We start from the raw sequence: 22,073 nt of genomic DNA on the forward strand, positions 1-22,073 counted from the left end.
CAGTTAAGCATTTCTTCCTTCTCTTCCTTTGCGTTCTTCTCTACGAGACGCTACGCGAATGCGGTTCGTTAAAAAATTTGAATTTGATAAAGAGTTAAGCCTTGACTGAACTGTATTGTAATAAAGTCTCCAAAATCGAATTACCCTTTTTTCTGCGATCGATACTGTTGTCTAATATTCCTTTGTGGGTTTTGAGAAACTTGATTGCTACGAATTTCCGATCGCTCTGGAGCTAATTTCTCAGTATCTGCTTTTGGTGATAGCTGTCCGTTTAAATATTGCCCCAATGCCCTCACCGTTGGATACTGAAACATCTCTATTATTGATAATTCTTTAGTAAAGATAGTTTGCAGTTGCTCCCGCACCTGAACTAATCGTAAAGAATTTCCACCCAGGTCAAAGAAATTATCATCCAGGGCAACTTTTTCTATTTGCAGGTTTTTTTGCCAAACATCAGCAATGAGTTGTTCTGCCTTGGTTTGTGGCATTTCCAACGAAGATGTTCTCACAACTGAGTTGGGGCTGGGAAGAGCGCGACGATCTACTTTACCATTAGGTGTGAGTGGCAAGGCATCAAGGATTAAAAATGCCTGGGGCATCATGTAATTGGGTAGCTTCTGTTGGATAAATTCGCGTACTTGGGGTATCAGCTTCTGAACTAACTTGCCCCGCAAGGGATTGTTTGTATAGTGATTCCAGGGTTTGGAAGTGATTGTTTGGGTATGCCAATTTGGCTTTGTTACCTCGCTGCGAGAAAACACAACATCATAACAACCCTCTTGGCTGGCATTCCACCAACTTACGTGCATAGTATAAGCAACTTGTTCGCTCAGTTCCCAAAACTGCTCAGGATCGACACCTGCTGCTGGTAGTTGCATCAGTTGCTGTTGCAGTTGTCCTACTGTCTTAGCGGCGGGGGGATTTTGTAACCATTCACGCAATTGTACTGAGTGCTGCACCCGGCTGTTAGGAATATGCCGGATTCCTAACATTTCTGGCTGCTCCTGCAACAACCTTTGATGTATCTTTGCTAAAGTCAGGTTGTCTAGCTGCCAGTCTAACCAGGAAATTGCTGTTGTTAGGGCTGATTTACCTAAATGCAGTGTGACATCGTAACGAAATTGGGTTAGCTCATTGTGATAGTGACCACGCTTGAGTTGAATTTCTATCTGGGTTATCTGAGGAAAGTGTTGTTGTAGGGCTAAAAAGAAAGCGGGAGCGATAACCAGTTCCTCTTCTGCTGGCACACTTTGATGCACCTTCTGCTGCCATTGCTCAACAGTTAGTTCCTTAGAAGCTCTAGATAACTGAACTAAGGCGTGGTAAGCATCCAGTAACGGTAAGCTGCGGACATCGCCGATAAAGATAGTGCCGCGATCGCCAATTGCCGTCATCGCTCCTTTTATAACCCGGAGGAGATAGTCTGCACTAGGGAAATACTGCACCACTGAGTTAATAATTACAGTGTCAAATTGACCATTGACAATTCCCTCGAAGTCATCAGCAAGCTTATACAGCAATTTTACCCGTTCTAAACCCGGAACCACTTGTTTAATTTGCTCAATATGCTGGAGTGCTGGTTGAGAATAATCAATTCCCCAATACTCTTGGCAGTGGGGCGCAATGCGGCATAGCAGCAGTCCTGTACCACAACCAATTTCCAATACTCGTTGAGGAGAAAAAGCTAGAATTCTGTCTACTGTGTTATTTACCCACTCGCGCATTTCTGATGCTGGAATAGGTTTCCCAGTATAACTATTGTCCCAACCAATGATATTGAAGGTTAAGTCATCAGATGCTGCTGACAGACTATCATTTTGTTCGTAGACTTTTTGCCAAGTACTAATCTGTTCGTTTTCCCATTGGTTCATTTCCCCTGATATAGTTTCACCTTTGAGATTGACGACTAAATAAGCCACAAGGCGTTTGTCACTAGGAGCAGTTTCTCTGGCAATGACTATACTTTCCTGCACCAAGGGATATTGATTCAACGCGGCTTCGATTTCTCCCAATTCAATGCGGAAGCCCCGAATTTTCACTTGGTTATCAATCCGACCAAGAAATTCCAAATTACCATCAGGTCGATAGCGAACTAAGTCTCCTGTTTTGTAAAGGCGATCTCCTTCTATCTGTTGACTCTTGAATAGATTGGGGATAAATTTCTCTTGGGTTAAGTCTGGGCGGTTAAGATAACCCTGCGCCAGACCTGCACCACCAATATGAAGTTCTCCAGGGACACCAATCGGTACTAATTGCAGATGTGGATCTAGAACATAAACTTGAGTATTGTCAATCGGTCTTCCAATTGGTACTTCGGGTAACTCCATTGTTACAGCATCTGAGTTTGCTGCTCGCCAGAGGGTAGTCACGACGGTTGCTTCTGTCGGTCCGTAAGTATTGATTAATTCTGGGGGATTGGGCAGGTGCGCCACACTCCTTTGCCAGCGCTTCAAATTCTCTCGATCTGCCTGCTCACCACCAATAATTACCAGTTTGAGAGATTCAGGAATAATCGGATCTGAATGTGTCAATTCAACGGTTAAATTATGCCAGTAGGCTGTTGGCAAGTTTAACACTGTTAATTGCCAATCCCGGCACTGCTGCCAAAAACGATCGCTAGAACTCAACATTGCATCCGTCCGCAGTACCAGTGTTCCACCTGCGATTAAACACGGGTAAACTTCTTCTATAGATGTATCAAAACTAACTGAAGCAAACTGGAGAATCCGGTCTTGCTGATTGATGCGGTATTCCTGAACTGCTATTGAGGCAAAATTCACCAACGATTCATGAGCGATCGCCACTCCCTTCGGCGATCCTGTAGAACCGGAGGTGTAAATCACATAAGCCAAGTTAGTTGGAGATACTTCAGTCATTGGATTGGAGACACTGCGATCGCTAATTTCCTCCCAATCGGTATCTAAGCAAATGGCTTTTGCCTTGAGTTCTGGAAGCTTTGAAAGTAATTTTTGTTGCGTCAGTAGTACTGTTAACCGAGTATCTTGCAAGATATAAGCTATTCGTTCTTGAGGATAAACTGGGTCTATGGGAATGTAAGCTCCACCAGCTTTGAGAATTCCTAGCCAACCAACTATCATCTCAATGGAACGTTCGACATAGATACCCACCAGCACTTCTGGTTGCACACCCACTATGAGCAGGTAATCGGCAAGCTGATTAGCTCGTTCGTTCAATTCCCGATAGCTAATTTGTTGCCCTGAGTATTGCAAGGCTATAGCATTTGGAGTTTTTTCCACCTGTTGTTCAAACAAGTGGTGGATACATTTAGAGGTAGGATAAGTATTCTTTTTTCCTTGCCCAGCTAATAGCAACTCATGGGTTTGTATTGCAGTGAGCAGAGGTAAATGAGTAAGTGGCTGCTGTGGATTCTCCAGAATTCCCGTTAACAAAGTCTGAAAATGCCCGATCATGCGGATGATTGTCTGTGCATCAAATAAGTCGGTGTTGTAATAACAAATCCCATTCAGACCTCCAGCTACTTCCCAAAAGTCCATTTCCAGGTCAAACCGCACACCCCCCAGAGACAAAGGCATCTTTTGCACAGTTAAACCAGGCAAATCCCAAGCGTGAGTCGGAGCATTTTGGAGGGCAAACGTCACCTGTACCAGAGGGTTACGATCCAAGTGCCGCTCAATTTGTAATGTTTCAACCAACATCTCGAAGGGCAAGTCCTGGTGAACATAGGCTTCTATTGTGACTTCTCGCACCTGTGCCAATAACGCTTCAAAGTTCGGTGCTTTGGATAAATCAAATCGTAGAGCCAGAGTATTGACAAAAAAGCCAATTAATGGTTCTATCTCCTGACGATTGCGATTAGCGATCGGAGAACCGATAACAATGTCGGTTTGATTGCTTATTCGTGACAGTAAAATGACAAACGCTGCTAAGAGCGTCATAAATAAAGTTGTTCCGGCTTTCTGACTCAGTTGCTTGAGTTGCTTTGTTAAATTTTGATCCAGTTGAAAATATTCTCTTGCACCGCAAAAAGTCTGTACTGCCGGACGAGGACGATCTATTGGCAATGCCAATAAAGTCGGTGCATCTGCTAACTGCTGCTGCCAATAGCTTAAGTGATGCTCAAGCACTTGACCAGTCAGCCATTGACGCTGCCAAACAGCAAAGTCGGCATACTGAATTGATAATGGTAAGAGAGAAGATGTACCGTTGTTGATGGCTTGATAATGAGCAGATAGTTCGCGGATGAAAACCCCTAGTGACCAACCATCACCAGCGATATGGTGAATTAACACCAACAGTACATGTTCCTCTTCGGAAAGTTGCCAAAGCCTGACCCGTATTACCGCATCTTGAGCCAAATCAAATGGTTGATGACCTAACAAAATAGCTTGCTTTTCCAGTTCTTGCCAGGCGTCTGGGAAATTTTGCAGGTTTACCACTGGTAGCGTTAAGGTCAAATGCGGAACAATGACCTGCACTGGCTGGTTATTTACCATCTGAAAGTGAGTCCGCAAAACTTCATGCCGCTGCACTATTTCCTGTAGGGCTTGTTCCAGCACTTTGACATTTAATTTCCCACTCATCTTTAGAGGAAAGGGTATTGTATAGGCACTACTTTCACTTTCCAATTGATGGAGAAACCAAAGACGCTGCTGTGCCCAAGACAGGGGTAAGTTTTTCTCTCGGTCGGCGGGCAAAATTGGTGGTACTGTTAGACCGATACCTTTTTGCAACTCGGCTAAGATCACCTCACTTAACTGTGCAACCGTGGGTGATTCAAATATACAGCGTAAGGGTAAATCAATTTGGAAGGCTGTTCGCAGTCTAGAAATAACTTGGGTTGCCAGTAAGGAATGTCCTCCCAATTCAAAAAAGTTATCGTAAATCCCGACTTTCTCAATACTGAGAATCGCAGCCCAAAGGTTAGCTAAAATTTCTTGAGTGGGGGTACTCGGTAGTACGAAGCTAGATTCTAATCTACTCTTGAAATTTTCCGGTATGGGTAGAGCGCGGCTATCAACTTTTCCATTGGACGTTAAGGGAAACTTTTCTAGGACAACAAAGGCAGATGGAATCATGTACTCAGGCAGTTTTTCATTGAGATAGTGGCGAAGGTCTTGAATATATCTCTCTAAACTGTTCCAAGTCGATTGGCGATCGCCTATACTTTTTGATACCGTTTTTTGAGGGAAACGCTGCTTTATTGTTGTCCGTCTCCCATAAATATTATAGAGGGGAGTTGCTTCGAGTAATTTGTCCTGAACAATGGTCAAATCATATCCATGAAATTTCAGCAACTCCGTAATTTCAGTAAGTCTGCCATTAATATCATGAACCTCAACAATAATTTGCTGGATTTTTAACCAATCTCTCTCTTGAATTCCTGTTAATACATCCCGTTCACTTTTTTCCACATCAATTTTTAGTAAATCAATGCGCTCAATTTGATTTTCTTCGATAATCTGAGAAATTGTTTTTAACTGACAGGTAAATTGCTCACTCTGCAAACGCTCAACTAATAATTCATCCAGTACTTCCTGTGATACTGTTGTCGCATTGCCTGTTCCCGCATGTTGTTTGAGCAAAAAGGATTTGACAACTTCTTTTTCCTCAGATGCATCAGCAAAACGCCCAGAAATAACGGAAACATTGGGATAATAAGTAAATTCAGCAGATTTAGTTTCCCCCGAAAGACCAATGTTAAAGACTTTAGCATCGAGATTGTAAAGTTCTGCATTCAAGCGTAACAATTCAAAAACAGGGGGAATAGGTTCAAAAGCATAGATTTTTACCTTTGGGCAAGCTTGAGCAGCAAATAAACTAAACAAACCGATATTCGCCCCGACATCAAAAATGCAGTCTCCTTCATCAAGGGTAATCCCATGCTGTAAATAGGATTGATCAGTAAATATTTCTTGATAAAGAAATTCTGTTTCCGTTTTATTGAGATGAGCGATCGTCATCCCATTGGGTAACTCATAGAGAGAGCGATCGCCCTTGGCGGCTCCTAAAGGAGCATCGCTTAGTATATCCTGCTCTCTTAAACTCACCAAATTGAAAATAGTTGAAGCTTGGGTACGGTCAGGAACAATATAGGCTACTAATCGCTTATTATTAGGTTCATCCTCTCTGGCAAGTACAACACATTCTCGTACAGCTTGGTGCCCAGAAAGTAGTGCTTTAATTTCTCCTAACTCAATCCGAAAGCCCCGAATTTTGACCTGATGATCGATACGTCCTTTATACTCAAGCTCACCTGTAGGCAAATATCGCGCTAAATCCCCCGTTTTGTATAGACGCCCTTGCTGATGATTGCTAAAGGGATTGGGCACAAACCGCTCCTCGGTGAGTTCACTGCGCCGCCAATACCCCCTCGCCACACCACCACCGCCAACATAAAGTTCTCCTACCACCCCAATCGGTACAGGTTCTTGGTATTTGTCCAGAAGGTAAATTTGCAAGTCGGAAATTGGCAGCCCAATTAAGCTACTAGTGGCTTTTACATCAGCTAAGGTTAAACGACGGATTGTCACATGAACCGTTGTTTCTGTAATGCCATACATATTTACCAACTGGGGTAGTTCATCCCCATGTCGCTCAAACCAAGGTTGCAACAAAGGTAACGAGAGTGCTTCTCCGCCAAATATCACCACCCGTAAACTCAATTTTTCTGTTGTCTTGGAGTGTTCATCAACTTGAATTAGTTGGTAAAAAGCGGATGGAGTTTGGTTGAGAACAGTCACTTGTTCAGCAACCAGTAAGTTGTAGAATGCTTGCGAGTCCCGGCTCACCTCGTAAGGCACAACCACAACACACCCGCCATACAGCAACCCTCCCCACAGTTCCCAAACCGAAAAGTCAAATGCAAATGAGTGGAACAGCGTCCATACATCCGTTTCATTAAACTGATACCAATCTTCCGTTGCTTTGAATAACCGAACGACATTGTGATGAGTGATTAATACTCCTTTAGGCTTTCCTGTAGAGCCGGATGTATAAATCATGTACGCTAGGTTATCATCCTGCACGCCACTGACTAGGTTATTTCGAGGGTACTGAGCAATTTTGTCTGCTTGTTCATCTAAATAGACAACAAAATTCCTCTGATCTAAAGTGTTGCGTAATTGAGAATTCGTTACCAACACTTGCATTTGTGCATCTTCTAGTATGTGGTTCAACCGTTCTTGCGGATTATTGGGGTCTAGTGGTACGTATGCCCCTCCGGCTTTGAGTATTCCCAATATGCCCACGATCATTTCTAGTGAACGTTCTACGCAAATGCCTACCTTAGTTTCTGGTTTTACCCCCAGGGTTTGCAAGTGATGTGCCAGTTGATTAGCCTGCTGATTCAATTCCCGATAAGTTAGCTGTTGTCCTTCAAACTTAAGTGCTACAGCTTCGGGTGTCTTCTCCACCTGTGCTTCAAACAACTCATGCAAACACAAAAACTCAGATTCAATTCCCTGTATTTCTTTCCCTAGCAACTGCTCCCTTTCTGTAGCGCTGAGTATTGACAAATTGCCGATACACTGATTCGGAGATTCAACAATTCTTGCTAGCAAAGTCTGAAAATGTCCACTGATGCGCTGAATTATTTCCTTATCAAACAGAGAGGCGTTGTACTCTAGTTTCCCTTGCAGTTCTGAGTTTGTTTCCCACAAGTTTAAGGTTAAATCAAAGGTTGCTCCGGCTGTTGGTTTACTCAACTCCAGTTCTGTTGTGATGACTCCTGGAAGTTGCAATTTCTCCTGATTGATAGTTTCTAGAGTGAACATTACTTGCAAAAGGGGATTATTACCCGATTTGCGATCTATTTTCAGAGCTTCAATAACTTTAATAAGGGGAACCTCACTATGAGCATACGCTTCTAAAACAACCTTTTGTACTTCAGTTAACAGTTCTCGAAAGGTAGGATTATCAGGAATCTGAATACGTAAGCCAAGTGTATTGACAAAAGCACCAATAAGTGGGTTTATTTGCGCTGAGGTGCGATTAGCAATACCAGTTCCAATAACTAAATCCTCCTGATGGGTGTAGCGGGAAAGTAAGATAGCGAAAGCAGTCAGGAGGGTGGTAAAAAGGGTTGTCCCAGACTGTTGACTTAACTGCTTCAACTTGCCAGTTACCTCAGCACTCACAGACAACGGTACTATACCAGGTTGAAACGCTTGCTTTACGTTATCATTGCGATCGCTTAAATAGGGCAGTTCCAAAACAGGCACAACGTCTGCCAACTGTTGCTGCCAGTAGTTTAACTGTCGGTGAAAGTTCTCAAGAGTGGTCTGTTGATTTTGCCAATGAGCAAAATCAGCATATTCAATAGGGAGTTTTGGTAAAGAAGCTGTTTTTCCTGTTGAAACTTCTTGATACAGGGCTGATAATTCCCGCAAAAATATCTGGATTGACCAATCATCACAGATAATGTGGTGCAGATTGAACATCAACAAGTGAGTCTGAGGATGAAGACGGATTAAAGTCACTCGCCACACAGGAGACTGATTCAAATCAAAAGCACGGGTACGCTCTTGCAAAAGAAGTCGTTGTGCTTGAGAAATACGCTCAGTTTCTGATAAGTTCTGCAAGTCAATTACAGGAATGTCAAAGGTCAGGTGAGGTGTAATAACCTGTACTGGCGAACCATTCACCACCTTGAACCCAGTCCTAAGAATGGAATGACGCGCAATTAGATATAGGATTGCTCGCTCGAAGCTGGGAATATCCAGGTCTCCTTCTAAGCGAAACGCCCTCACCATGTTGTAGATATAATTTGATTCTTCTAGGTGATGGAGTAGCCAAAATTGTTGTTGAGTAAAGGATAAAGGTAAACCATCATTTTTTATAGTTGCATCAACGGGTTTAATGATTGATTGTGATTCAAGTGCTGATTGATTTAGGAATGCTAAAATTTCTGTTTTGTGTATTTTTATTTGACCCAGTATATCTGAAGTTAAGATACCTTTAGGTGCTTGATAGCGAAGGTTGTTGCCATCAGTCCAGACTTTGATATTGAGGCGACCAAGTTCTAACAACAGTTCATCAAGTGTTTTCATAGCATCCCTTCTTCACAATCATCTGTGCTATTATCAGGCACATTCTTTTGTACTAATGTTATCCGACAAGTGTTTTCAATACGTTTGGCTAGTTGAGCGATCGTTGGTAATTCAAATACAGTAATTAAAGGAATATTGATTGAAAAAGCGTTAAATAATTGTGCAATAACTTCATTAACAAGTAGGGAATGACCCCCTAACTCAAAAAAGTTATCATGAATCCCAATTTCTTCTATTTCAAGAATTTGAGTCCAGATGTCAACTAGTATCTGCTCAGTAGGAGTCTGAGGCAAAACTAAACTTTCTAACTGCGCTCTTTGCACCTGATTGAAAGCGGGTAAACCCAAACGGTCAACTTTGCCATTGGGCGTTAGGGGTAGCGCTTCTAAAGTCATAAAAGTTGAGGGAACCATGTAGTCTGGTAGGCTTTCTAAGAGCAGACTTCGTAGTTCTCGCAGTGAGAGTGTTTGTTGGGAAGCGAGCGGCACAATATACGCTCTTAGACCTAAATTATCAGGTGATGCAACGACAGCAGCCTCTCGGATGAGGTTGGTATTGATCAATGCCATTTCGACTTCCGAAACGTCGATGCGGTAGCCTCTAACTTTCACCTGGAAGTCTTTTCTGCCTAAGTGCAAAAGGCAGCCATCTGGCAACATACAGCCTAAGTCGCCCGTTTTATATAACAGCTTATTTTCTTCTTGGACATTTTTTAAAAGTACTGCTTCGGTCAAGTCTGGTCTTTGCCAATAACCACAAAACAGATAACGACTTCTGACTACAATTTCACCAATCTGATTAAACTCAACTGGTTTACCTTGATCATCAATTAACAAAACCTCATGATCCTCAACTGCGTAGCCAGCTGGTACAGTACTGCCAATAATTTCCGTTTCCTGATCAACGAAGTACTGCCGAATTGGGCTAATTTCCGAACCTCCCAAATTGGCAACAAAAATACAGTCATCAGAGAAATGCTGCTTGTAAAGTTCTACATCTTTTTTGTAGACTGTCTCACTCCCTACCTGAATCAGGCGCAGTTTGGGGAACTTCTCCTGTTGAGTTAAGGTGTTGACAAAATGGCGAAACATAGTCGCCACTGCAAAAAAGATGGTTATTTCTTGCTGGTTCAGCCAGCTACTTAAACCTATTAGCCCTTCTTGTTTAACGTCATATGGCAGAAGAGTTGCACCATTGAGCAACGAGCAGAAGATATCCCTCACAGCACCAGCAAAATTTGGGGAGTACAAAAGCGCTAGCCTGTCATTGGCACAAATATGACCGCTGTTGGTATAGTTCATCGTCAGATGCAGAACATAACGATGGTTTTGGATTACGCCTTTGGGCTGCCCTGTTGAGCCAGAGGTATAAATGATGTAGGCAAAATTATCTGGTTGCAGAGGTAAATCTAGATTTTCACAAGAAATGCTGGAATCTATCTCGTCAATATTGAGTATTTCTAATCCACTAATTTGCAATTTTTTAGCAAATGAGATATTTCTGCTATCTGTTAGTAATAAACCCGCTTGTGAATCTTCCAGAATATAGCTAATCCTTGCTTGTGGCAGCGAGGGATCTAGTAGTACATAAAACTTACCAACTTTCAATACACCCAGAATTGCAGCAATTATCGGAGCACCACTCTCAAATAACATTGCAATCGGTTCTACTTGGCAATCGCGCTTGATTAAAATGGCCCTAGCTATCCGATTGGCGAACTGATTCAGGGCATTATATGTGAACACATGCTCCCCAGTCTTAACAGCAATCTGCTCAGGATGCATATCTACTTGTTTTTGAAAGCGCTCAGGAACCGATAGTTCAACATCTTTCTTGTCGAACTTTATAAAAGGGTTATTTGGGTGGACATTATGTCTCTGAATTAACTGTTGCAAAGAGTTATTCATCGTTGATTTTCATGATTAGGGCTATTTAATTTTTCTCGGCGTTAATGACTGACTGTCCTCAAATGCTGCAAGGATTTAAGTCTACTATTCAAAGTTAGTGTTACAGGATCAATAATTTCCACTTTTGATAAGAACCCCTTCAATTGCTTAGAAGAATTAGTTTTCAACCATTCCAGCAAGTAGGGAATTTCGCTACATCCAGCGATGATACAGTCAACATTAGGCTGGAGCTTGAGTAGTTCAGCGAAAAAATGTTCACCGACTTTACAAGCAAAATTGTAGTCAGAAGTTTTTACTCCTTGATAAATAGATTGCATTAATATTGATTGCAACTCATCGTTGGGTTCTAAGTAAACAATGCCCACTTTTTGAAGTGGTCGAGAGTAAACACACCCTAGTCGCGTTGCTGTAGTACATAGAATTAAAGGCTGACAAAAGTTTCGTTGTTGCAAGTGCTGTATTGTAGTGTCAATTAAAGAGATCCATTGTAGTCTGAAAAAAATCTTTGAATAATTAAGCAGGAGTTGCTGCATCACTTCAGGTAAGAAATAATGAGCGCCATTGCACAGAACGATCAACTCAACAGGTTCAACCCTAGAGCAAATATACTGCATTGCTTCTCGGATAGCGATCGCCAACATGATCGCTAAATCCGGCTCTTGAGATGCACCAATTTGAGTCTTTTGTTGAATGGCGGTAGTCCGATTAGGCAGTGAACAAGCTTGAAACAGAACAATTTCCCTACTGTTCTGGAACATCTGACAGGCTACCTCAAAAGCTCCCAAACCTGCTAGAGGCCCCATTCCGCCCAACAATAGTAAAGCAGGCGCTTGAGTCTGTTTTGGTCTCAGCACAATCACTTCATTGGGGTAACTTTGATCCTCAACAGGCTCTGAGCGTAGCTTTTTGTTTTGAGCGATCGTATACAGATGTTGTCGAAAATCTAAAGTTGCAGCAATAGCTTGTTGAGCATTGTCAAAAAAATGTTGATCTTGAGGTTTAAGACACGGATAGCAGATGTTTTGCTGCATTTATTTCTTGTCTCATCTCTATAGTTAGTGCTTCCATTACAGTACCTAACCGAGTCAGGTACTCCTTAAATAAAAGTTTTGCCTGTGTATAGTCAATTGGAGTATTAGTAGCTTTGCTATACTCATTCAAGGCTTTGACGACCACTTGAAAGTGAGCCACTTCCGTTTCGTCTGCAACATGAACACCGATATAGAACAGAGCTTTCTTTTTTTCTTCAGGGGAAAAGTGGTAATACTTCTCAATTAATTCTGAAAAAGCAAATAAGCCTCGCGTATACTCCCCGTGGTTGTAAATTTCTGAGAACATATTTGTGAATAACCCCTTGTAAATATCATTTACCACCATGTTGTGATATATCCATTTCTTAAAATCACCCGCTTGGGGTAAACAATATTCATCTAATTGCCAAGGGTAATTTCCTAAAAAGCTGTTAGCAAAATCTTCATAGAGTGCAGCGTGAGTTACACCCTCGTAGTCTAATCCCAAATCTTCATGACTAGTTTCAGCATTGAAGGCGCTAGCTAATAATAATTGTTCCCGTTCTTGAGAATCTCTGGTTAAAGCAAGACGTTGTAAACGGCAAGATAGACCATATATACCTAACATTTTCAAGTGCGTAGCTTTCCAGGAATTAAAGAATGTAGCTAGCATTTTGCTTGACCAGGAATGGGTAGGTAACAGCTCAAAAAAGTTTTCACAATGTTGCAGTGCTTCGCTTGCTTCCAAGAAACTCTGACTCAAAGCCTGTTGCAACTTTTCGTCAGAAACCATGTTGATAATACTGCTAACCGTACTGATAATGCTAGATGTTGACGCGCTCATAAAAATAGATGTTAAAGGTTAAAGACTCCCTTTTTGCCAGAAAGATTGTATCAATCTCTTTCAAGCTAATATTGAGCGTATTTTTCAGGTTGTCAGCAATAAAATCCATTACAAAAATTCATACTTACAAAGGTTTAGAAATTCTCATATAAACGAATAAAAACCAAAAAAGTAAATATGAATTTTTTGGATAACTTTTGCAAATACCCTTGCTCTAGAAGTTTATTAAAGCATTTTCATTTGAAATCAAACAAGTACATAAATGTCATATATTTATCTCTGCTGTAAAATATTTTTAGTTAGTGCATCACAGATTAGTTTTTTGTCAATATATAAGTATCACAACTTTGAACATACAATGTCATAAATATTATTTTTACACATATAATGAATAATTTGTCAATAGACAAAAATCATAATTTTAGTTAAAATGTATTAATTTTGATAACAAAAAATTAAATATAAATTATTAATTAAATATTGCTATATTGAGAGAGAATTCATTGTAGGCGGTAGTTTATTGTTATTTAAACTAGCTCAAAACAATGATTGCCCAAGAAATTATCAAACGCTATGCAGCTAAGGAAAGAGATTTTCAACACCTGAATTTAAGCCAGATTTATTTGCAGGGTGTTGATTTTAGTGGTGTTGATTTTAGCTATGCTAACCTAAGTAGTGCCAATCTCAGTGAGGCTAACTTGAGTTGTGCCACCCTGGTTTGGACAGATTTAAATCGAGCGGACTTCCAAAAAGCCAATTTGCAAAACGCAAATCTATTAAATGTGAGTTTATTGTGGGCAAACTTGAGTCACGCTACTCTAATTAGAGCGAACTTAAGCGGTGCTCACTTAAATTATGCCAAGCTTGATTCTGTCTGCTTACGAGAGGCAAATTTAACAGATACTGATTTAGAAAATGCTTGTTTGACTCAAGCAGACTTAACTGGGGCAAATTTGTTTAAAGCAAGTCTCAAAGCCACAGATTGCACTGGCGCTAAGTTTGATGATGCCAACCTTCGCCAATCCAATTGGGAAGGGGCGATTTTATGTGCTGCTTCTTTACAACGAGTTGATTTGGAAGGAGCGCAATTACAGGATACTATTTTAAAGGGAGGTGACTTAACAGAATCAGATTTAATTAAAGCGGACTTGAGTAGTGCAGATTTGAGTGATGCAATTTTACGTCAAGCTGCCTTAGAGTTAGCCTGTTTATTTAATGCAGACTTGAGTCGTGCTGATTTAAAGTTAGCTTCTTTGTTTAACGCCAACTTAGAGGAGGCGGTTTTAAATGGGGCAAATTTGAGTGATAGTGATTTAAGACACGTAAATTTCACAAATACCCAATTAGAGTTGGTAAATTTTTCCGGTTCTCGCGTTAAGGGAGCGCTATTTACTGATGCTATTGGGTTAACCCTTCAACAAAAGCAATGGTTGAAGAAAAATGGAGCATTGAATATTTCTGATTTGTAGAAAGAATCTCACACTATGCCAAGAGAGGCGCAGAGAAGAAAAACAACAGAAATATTTAGTGTTCACAAACAATTTAGAATTGCTGTATAAAGAAATGGAGCTTTAAATACCTTTAGTTTTAAAGAGAGATGAGGAGCATAGAACAAATTATCAAATGCACTGAAACATTAATTAATGATAAGACAGGAAAATCGCTATCATTTATTCAAAAAGCTGTCTTGTCAGCATCTCTATTGGAAACAAAAAAAAATTATGCACAAATTGCTATAGAAAACAACTACTCAGAAAACTATATTAGGCAATTGGTTGCTCCTAAATTGTGGCAATTACTTTCTAATAGTCTTGGCGAGAAAGTTAATCGCACTAATTGTCGTGCTGTGCTAGAGCAACGACTAAATAATTCATCTTTGCAAACAATATCTCAGCCTACACATATGTGGCAAAAGATAAATTTAGAACCTCCAGATGGACAAGTCCCGCTTTCTTCTACCTTGTATATTGAGCGGGGTTTAGAACAAGTCTGTTATCAAGCAATTCTTCAACCTCGTGCGTTTATCCACATCAAAGCGCCGCGAAAGATGGGGAAAACTTCTTTAATGACTAGAATCCTTGCTTATGGTAGTTCGCATGGTTATCATACTGTAAGGTTAAGTTTACATCGTGCTGAAACAGAAATTTTTAGCTCATTAGAAAAATTTTTACGCTGGTTTTGTGCAAATGTTACTCATCAGTTAGGAATAAAGTCGAAGCTAGAGGAATATTGGGACGAGGATATGGGTGATTTGATGAATTGTACTATCTATTTTCAAGGGTATGTTTTACAGGAAATCAATACTCCCTTAATCTTAGCGTTAGATGAAGTGAATAAGTTGTTTGAATATCCTCAATTGACTCGTGATTTCTTGGGACTATTGCGCTCATGGTATGAAGAAACTAGAGATATATCAATTTGGCAAAAGTTACGATTGTTAATTGTTAAATCTACCGATATTTATATTAATTTAGATATTAATAAATCTCCTTTTAATGTAGGATTAACAATTGATTTGCCTGCTTTTATAAGATTGCAGTTAGAGGATTTAGCCCAACGTCACGGACTCCAACTTACAGCATTGCAATTTGAACAATTAATGGCGCTTACAGGAGGATTTCCTTACTTGGTGCGACTAGCATTTTATCATAGCGTTCAACATCAAATTCCTGTGGACGATATACTACAAGATGCCACGAATGATACTGGAATTTTTAGTGAGCATTTGCACAATCAGTTACACTCTCTTCTGCAAAGTCCTGATTTTGTTGATGCTTTTCAACAGGTTATCAGGTCAACTGTACCGATTACCTTAGAGCAAGAAGTAGCATTTAAGTTAAAAAGTTTAGGGCTGATATATCTAGAAAATAAAACTGCAACAGTTAGTTGTGGGTTATATAGAGAGTATTTTAGTCATTACTTTATTAATAAAACAGCAATTTTAAATCATTCGTAATAAACAATAACACAAGATTACCGACTTATTTAAGAAGTTGGGGATCTGTAAATTTGAATAAAAAATAAGTTGACTTATGTTGAAAGTAGTAAATATTTCTAGACAGTACTCTTGGTATTTGAAAATATACATAATCTTATTTTTTAGTAATATATTTACTTATTTTCTTAACGATTTTCACCCAGCTAACGCTCAAATAATACCCGATAACACTTTAGGAACCGAAAAATCTACCATTACACCTCAAAATCTTCATGAATTAATTGGTGGAGGTGCAATTCGGGGTGAAAATCTTTTCCATAGTTTTCAAGAATTCAATGTAAATCAAGGACAGCAGGTTTATTTTACTAATCCGGCGGGCATTAATAACATCTTCACTCGCGTTACCGGAAATCATATATCTAAGATTTTCGGCACATTAGGTATAGATGGTACCGCGAATTTATTTTTGATTAATCCTAATGGGATTATTTTTGGTAAAAATGCTCGGTTAGATATCGCAGGTTCTTTCGTCGCTAGTACTGCAAATGCAATTAGATTAGGAGAAAATGGGTTATTTAGTGCAACAGAACCGCAAAATAGTAATTTACTCACAATTCAGCCAACAGCTTTATTTTCTAATGCCTTGCACCAACCGCAAGCAGAGATTAGTGTAGAAGGAAATTTAACAATAGGTAGTAGACAAACTCTTACGTTACAAGGAGATATTGTTACTAACACAGGTTCTTTGACTGTACCAGGGGGAACGGTGCAGATTTTAGGAAATCAGGTGAGCTTATTAAATAATTCCACTATTAATACTGATGCTATTAATAATGGTAATGGTGGCACTGTAATTATTAAAGCAAATGATCTAACCCGTTTTGAGGGTAATATTAGTGCTCGTGGCGGTGACAATTCTGGGAACGGTGGTTTTGTAGAAGTATCAGGTGTCAGAGTGGAATTTGCTGGTACTGTGGATACTAGTGCTGCAAATGGTTTTGGTAGATTACTGCTTGACCCGAAAGATATTCTGATTCAAGCAGGGGGCACTGTTAGCGGTCAAAGTTTGAGCCAAGCGCTAGCACTTAATAATGTCAGTTTACAGGCTAATAATGATATTACTGTTGATGATGATATCACAGGCATTAGGGCAAATAATCTTAACTTAGAAGCGGGGCGATCGCTCGTCATTAATCCCAACCGCAGTATTATTCTCAATGGTGGTAATTTTAACGCCAAAATTAACGATGAAAATGCGATCGCAACCCTTAGAGATCCTGGAGTGGCGCAGTTTCTCATGAACCCAGGTTCCCAAATCCTCACCAATGGCGGGAATGCAACAATTACATCAGGAAAGTTTGGCCAAACCAGTCAAATTCATACTACCGATGCATCTATCATTTCTGCGAAAAGTAACGGGAATGGTGGCAACATTGCCCTAAACGCCATCAATGATATTACAACTGGTAATTTAATTAGTGGGTTTTTCAACATACCCAATATCATCGACTCCATAAATAGCGGTGACATCACTATCAACAGCACCGCAGGCGAAATTACTACTACTAATTATCTGTTAGCTAATGCCCAACAGCAAGCAGGAGACATTTCCTTGTCAGCCGCAGGTAATCTTAGCCTCAATGCCGCAGGAGACTTTCCTCGTTCGGGTAATATCGCTTCTATTGGAGACACACCAGGGAAAATTACATTTACTAGTGGTAATATCCTCTCTGGTAAAAATATTCGCATCATCAATGCAAACCTAGGTGCTGACAGAGGCAATGATATCACCCTTACCGCCGGCTCAATCTTTCTGGACACTACATCTATTTTCGCCCTGGCTAGGGGTAAAGGTCGAGGAGGAAATATGATCCTCAATGCTACAGATGATGTAGTAATGCGGACAAGCGATATTGGTACAAATTCTGATGCGGCGTTGGCTGTAAATCTTCCTACTGGTGCTAGCGGCGATGCTGGGGATTTTACTCTCAATGCTCGTCGGTTGAGCATTAGCCAAGATCCAACAGCTTTTTTCCCTTTTAGAGCAACTTCCATAGGTACTGGTACTGACGCAAACACAACGGGTAATGCCGGGAATTTAACAATCAATGCTTCAGAATCCGTAGAAGTTACCGGTCGTCAACCCACAACCCCAATACTTACTCCTAGTCAATTGGTGAGCCAACTTCTACAAGGAACAGGAGTAGGTATAAGCACAAATGCTTTCGGGAGTGGCAACTCTGGCAAACTAACAGTTAATACTGAGCGCTTAGTGCTTCGAGATACAGGTGGAATTACCACGTTCCCAGTATCAGGTAATGGCGGAGATTTAACAATTAATGCTACAGAAATATTGTTGCAGAATTTTGCTGGGATTCAAACAGCAACAGCTGGTTCAGGGCAAGCCGGGAATTTGACAATTAATGCTGATAATGTAACGCTCACCAATAGGTCGATAATCGATGCAGCGGCGCTAGCTGGTACGGGCAATGCTGGCAACTTAACTTTATCAGTTAAACTACTAAATGTCCGTGATGGTTCCATCGTTTCCTCAGCAACTACAGGAGAGGGGAATGCAGCAACATTAAATCTCAACGCTACTGACAAAGTAGAAGTGGTGGGGACTTTTGCAGATAATAGCAGTCTTCCTAGTGCGATCGCAACGGCTTCCTTGAGTCCGATTGGTAATGCTGGGCCTTTAAATATTACGACTGGGGAGTTAATTGTCCACCAAGGGGGAGAGATTACCACTGGTACCGTTGGTAAAGGAAATGGCGCACCCATTACAATTAATACCCGCACGTTGCAATTAGATAACGGCAGAATTAACGCTTCTACAACTGGTGCTGGTAATGGAGGTGATATTACTATCAACGCCACCAAATCTGTAGAAGTTGCTGGAAATGGATTTGCAGACTTGCAAGAAAAAATTATCAATCCAGCTTATGCGGGTACTCTCAGCGTTAATAACTTTGACCAGGGAATCGTTGCTGTGAGTGCACGCCAAGGTAAAGCCGGAAATGTTGTAATTCAAACTCCGGATTTTCTTAGCCGCAATAGTGGAATAATTGCTACTACCGCCTTGGGTCAAGGACAGGGGGGGAATATTAACATCAATACCAGTAATACTTTCGAGTTAGATAACTCTTTTATTGGTACAGGAACATTAACCAATGCCGAATCTGGCAATGTTAACTTAACAGCGCGTCAACTTACAGCTAAAGGGGGCGCACAGGTATTTACTACTACCTTTGGTTCTGGAAAAGCAGGGGATTTAACAGTTAATGCTTTAGAGTCCATTGATTTAATTGACCCCTCCCAGCAGGGTTTTGGCTCAGGCTTATTTGCTTCTTCGGCTCAAACTGCTTCGGGAAAGGGGGGAGACATTAATATCAACATTCCCAATGGTGACTTAAATATCCGCGATCGCGCAACCATTTCAGTTAGTGCTTTAGGAACAGGTAATGCTGGAGATATCAATATTGATGCCCGTGCAATTTTTCTTGATCAAGGTTCTATCACTGCTACCAGCGTTTCTGGACAAGGAGGTAACATCAACTTCAAGGTAGCCAATAACTTATTTTTACGAAATAATAGTCAAATTTCCACCCGTGCAGGAATAGAAAACAGTGGCGGTGGTAATGGTGGCAATATAGATATTAATAGTGGATTTATTGTTGCTGTCCCACAAGAAAACAGCGACATCACCGCCAATGCTTTTGCTGGAAATGGTGGGAATATCAGCATTACTAGCCAAGGTATTTTTGGCTTACAGGTTAGTGATAAACTCACCCCAAATAGTGACATCACCGCCAGTTCTCAATTAGGCATCAACGGCATCGTTAATATCAACACTCCAGATGTTGACCCTACCAGAGGATTAACTCAATTGCCTTCTGTGCCTACCGACCCTGCAAATCAAATTGTCGCAGGTTGTCCCAGTAACGAAGAGGCGAATTTTGTGATTAGTGGACGGGGAGGCTTACCAGAAGACCCCCGCCAAGTATTGCGTGGTCAGGTAGTTTTACAGGATATGCGAGTAAGTGCAGATTCCCCAAATAAACTTTCAGAGCAAATCAGCCATAGAAAAGTACCAGATATAAAAGGGCAACCACCATTACTAGAAGCTACTGGATGGATGATTAATCAACTAGGACAGGTGGAATTGGTGGTAAATACTACTACCCAAATACAATCTGATGGTGGGAGAAATAAAAGTGATTGTGGGAATTTATCAGAATTTTAGAACACCTATCATAGAAGTTGGGCTTGGCTGCATAATCTCAGCTTTCTGACAATGCGTAACTTCTATTATATCTGAGATTTGAACTATCAAAGCTACTACTAAACCATCAACAGCTAAGTGTGACCTTAAGGCATTTATGAGACTTACGAACCTTATCGCGAAAATCTTCCCACGTGGTTTTGTGAACGTGAAACCTCTGTATAATAATCTTACCATCTGTCGCATTATTTTTTCAAATTGGTATTAAATTCTGAAACTTTTAAGATCATCATAAATAGATTCCATAAAGTTAAGAGTGTCATTACAAGCTTGGAAAAATCCTTGATGTAATCGTTGATAATCTTGCTGATTATTCAGAGTTTTTTCAATTGTATGAACTGCCATGTTAGCGTGTTCTTGTTCTCCAGTATCGCTTAGATGAATTTTAAACCAATTCGTTGTTACCAGTTGTTCTGAAAACACTGGCGACTACTTCGTTCAATCAGATCAATTTGATAAGCGCCTTCTACTTCAATACCAAGAGAATATCCTAATGAGAAAGGAATATCAGCAGTAAAACCCTTTAGTAGTGCATTAATAAATGTTTGTGCACTGACTGATTCTTCAATTTCTAAACCACAGCTATCAATAAATTCTTTTAATAAAACAAAATGTGAGCTAGGAGTTTTTTCTTCTTTAATCATAGCTTTAATATAATCGCGCCAGTTCTTATCTTTATGTACATGAAGCGCACGCGGTAACACTGTACAGCAAAAGCCACGACAAGAAGCATGATAGTAGTTACTAAAAAAAGTTTGCCATTCTGCTTGAGACATTTCACCACTAAGCAGTTTTAAATACATACGATTTATGAGTACTGGATGATTTAATATTGCAAAACGGTGTAACTCATCAACTGTTTCTTGTTTCGCAATTCTTTGTCTTGGTTTTAATCTGTGATTCAAAATTGCATGAATTTCTTGAAATACTTGTTGATTTATTTCTTTTTTAATTTGAAGATTAAACCCTAACATTTGCGAATTAGCCAAATTCAAAAAACCCATTAGTCTCACTTTAACAATAATTAACTTAGATTATCTCTAAATGTTTAATTCTTTTAAGTAATCAGCAATAAAGTTACCATATTTTTTGCTGATTTGAGTAGAACGAAACTTAAACCCCAAGGTTTTAATTCTACAGTTATAAGCGTTACAACAACATTCTGGAATAGCAATAGAAATGTATTCTGTTGTTTCATAATCCCATGTAATTTCACTTACTTCATTTATATCTATCAAGGCGACAAAATTATATCCTCCAAATTCATTATTCTGAATTCCTGTGTTTGGATTACAAGAGTGATTGATTAGTCGTCCTGGTTCATCTAGTTCTATATGTAAATCAAAGTCTATTTGGAAGGAGTGATTAGTTCTTTCTGGTAAAATCTGGACTCGGTGTCCAATCACCACCTTCTCACCTTTACAGAAATTCCGGTTGGCAAAGACTCCTCTTACTTTATTTGTAATCTCTATTTTGACTTCGCTTAAATTTTTTACTTTCATGCTTACACCAACAATAAAATGGGAAATATTTCCTTATCCTTGAAAGCTGTTTGAGCAGTCAGTCAACGCAACTCAGCTTTTCTTCTCCCCATCTCTATGATGAACTCGGTTGAGGAGTTTTTTGGCTCCAGTGCGCTCTGGAAGCGAAGTGCATCTAACGTATTGGTGACTGGCATTAGTGATTGTCATTATTTGTAAGTACTGCTTCTTACAAGATATTATCCCACTTTTCGTCCAAGTAAAATACATAAAGATCATATTGTGATCGCAAAAATATTGATCTGCACACAATAAAATAGATTTGTCAATATAGTAATCTTAGATTAATTTTTAACAAAAATACAATGAGTTTTTAAAAATAAAACAACTATATTATTAACATTATTAATTGACTAATAACAAATTAGATGCATCAAAAAAGTATAAGAATGATATATTGACATAGGAAACCGAGTGCAATTCTTTTATAGTGTCTAATTTTAGAATGTTAATAGCATGATATTAACCTTGTTTTATCGGTTTAAGATAACTCAATTGCTGAAAGGCTTTCAGAGCTTT

10 protein-coding genes are annotated in these 22,073 nt (G+C 39.9%); 3 read left to right on the forward strand and 7 right to left on the reverse strand.

Going from position 1 to position 22,073, the window contains the following annotated elements; all coding sequences use genetic code 11:
• Nucleotides 1–140: 140 nt before the first annotated feature.
• From PUQ00_RS16600 to PUQ00_RS16615, 4 genes are read right to left on the reverse strand one after another with little or no spacing between them, the layout of a single operon-like run.
• Nucleotides 141–9,029 carry a non-ribosomal peptide synthetase gene (locus PUQ00_RS16600; protein ID WP_300418662.1) on the reverse strand — a complete coding sequence of 2,963 codons (8,889 nt, stop codon included), beginning with the start codon at nt 9,027–9,029 and terminating at the stop codon, nt 141–143.
• Entirely contained in the window at nt 9,026–10,936 is a 1,911-nt protein-coding gene (locus tag PUQ00_RS16605; protein WP_300418663.1) for a non-ribosomal peptide synthetase, read from the reverse strand. The genes PUQ00_RS16600 and PUQ00_RS16605 overlap by 4 nt, the downstream gene beginning before the upstream one ends.
• A 41-nt stretch (nt 10,937–10,977) precedes the next feature.
• Nucleotides 10,978–11,967 carry an aspartate/glutamate racemase family protein gene (locus tag PUQ00_RS16610; RefSeq protein ID WP_300418664.1) on the reverse strand — a complete coding sequence of 330 codons (990 nt, stop codon included), beginning with the start codon at nt 11,965–11,967 and terminating at the stop codon, nt 10,978–10,980.
• Nucleotides 11,936–12,739, reverse strand: a complete 804-nt coding sequence (locus tag PUQ00_RS16615; protein ID WP_300418666.1) for a hypothetical protein — start codon at nt 12,737–12,739, stop codon at nt 11,936–11,938. Before PUQ00_RS16615 ends, PUQ00_RS16610 begins: the two co-directional genes overlap by 32 nt.
• A gap of 596 nt (nt 12,740–13,335) precedes the next feature.
• Between PUQ00_RS16615 and PUQ00_RS16620 the strand changes: the two genes are divergently transcribed.
• The 3 genes from PUQ00_RS16620 to PUQ00_RS16630 all read left to right on the forward strand — a co-directional run bounded on the left by PUQ00_RS16620 (nt 13,336) and on the right by PUQ00_RS16630 (nt 19,974).
• Complete coding sequence (locus PUQ00_RS16620) at nt 13,336–14,259, forward strand: pentapeptide repeat-containing protein (RefSeq protein WP_300418668.1); 924 nt, start codon at nt 13,336–13,338, stop codon at nt 14,257–14,259.
• A gap of 128 nt (nt 14,260–14,387) precedes the next feature.
• Nucleotides 14,388–15,746, forward strand: coding sequence for an AAA-like domain-containing protein (locus PUQ00_RS16625; RefSeq protein WP_300418669.1), 1,359 nt, complete (start codon nt 14,388–14,390; stop codon nt 15,744–15,746).
• Between the two features lie 76 nt (nt 15,747–15,822).
• Nucleotides 15,823–19,974 (forward strand): filamentous hemagglutinin N-terminal domain-containing protein, encoded by a 4,152-nt coding sequence (locus PUQ00_RS16630; RefSeq protein ID WP_300418671.1) that lies wholly within the window; start codon nt 15,823–15,825, stop codon nt 19,972–19,974.
• 243 nt (nt 19,975–20,217) lie between these two features.
• Here the strand turns inward: PUQ00_RS16630 and PUQ00_RS16635 are convergent, their stop codons facing one another.
• The 3 genes from PUQ00_RS16635 to PUQ00_RS16645 are packed head-to-tail and all read right to left on the reverse strand — an operon-like array spanning nt 20,218 to nt 21,515.
• On the reverse strand, nt 20,218–20,358 hold the full coding sequence (locus tag PUQ00_RS16635; protein WP_300418673.1) for a hypothetical protein: 141 nt from the start codon (nt 20,356–20,358) through the stop codon (nt 20,218–20,220).
• A 56-nt stretch (nt 20,359–20,414) separates the two neighbouring features.
• Nucleotides 20,415–21,002, reverse strand: a complete 588-nt coding sequence (locus PUQ00_RS16640; RefSeq protein WP_300418675.1) for a hypothetical protein — start codon at nt 21,000–21,002, stop codon at nt 20,415–20,417.
• A 51-nt stretch (nt 21,003–21,053) separates the two neighbouring features.
• Nucleotides 21,054–21,515 carry an SET domain-containing protein-lysine N-methyltransferase gene (locus tag PUQ00_RS16645; RefSeq protein WP_300418677.1) on the reverse strand — a complete coding sequence of 154 codons (462 nt, stop codon included), beginning with the start codon at nt 21,513–21,515 and terminating at the stop codon, nt 21,054–21,056.
• Between the last annotated feature and the right edge of the window lie 558 nt (nt 21,516–22,073).

It is taken from the genome of Nostoc sp. S13 (assembly GCF_029379315.1).
In the GTDB taxonomy this organism is placed as follows: Bacteria; Cyanobacteriota; Cyanobacteriia; order Cyanobacteriales; family Nostocaceae; genus Nostoc.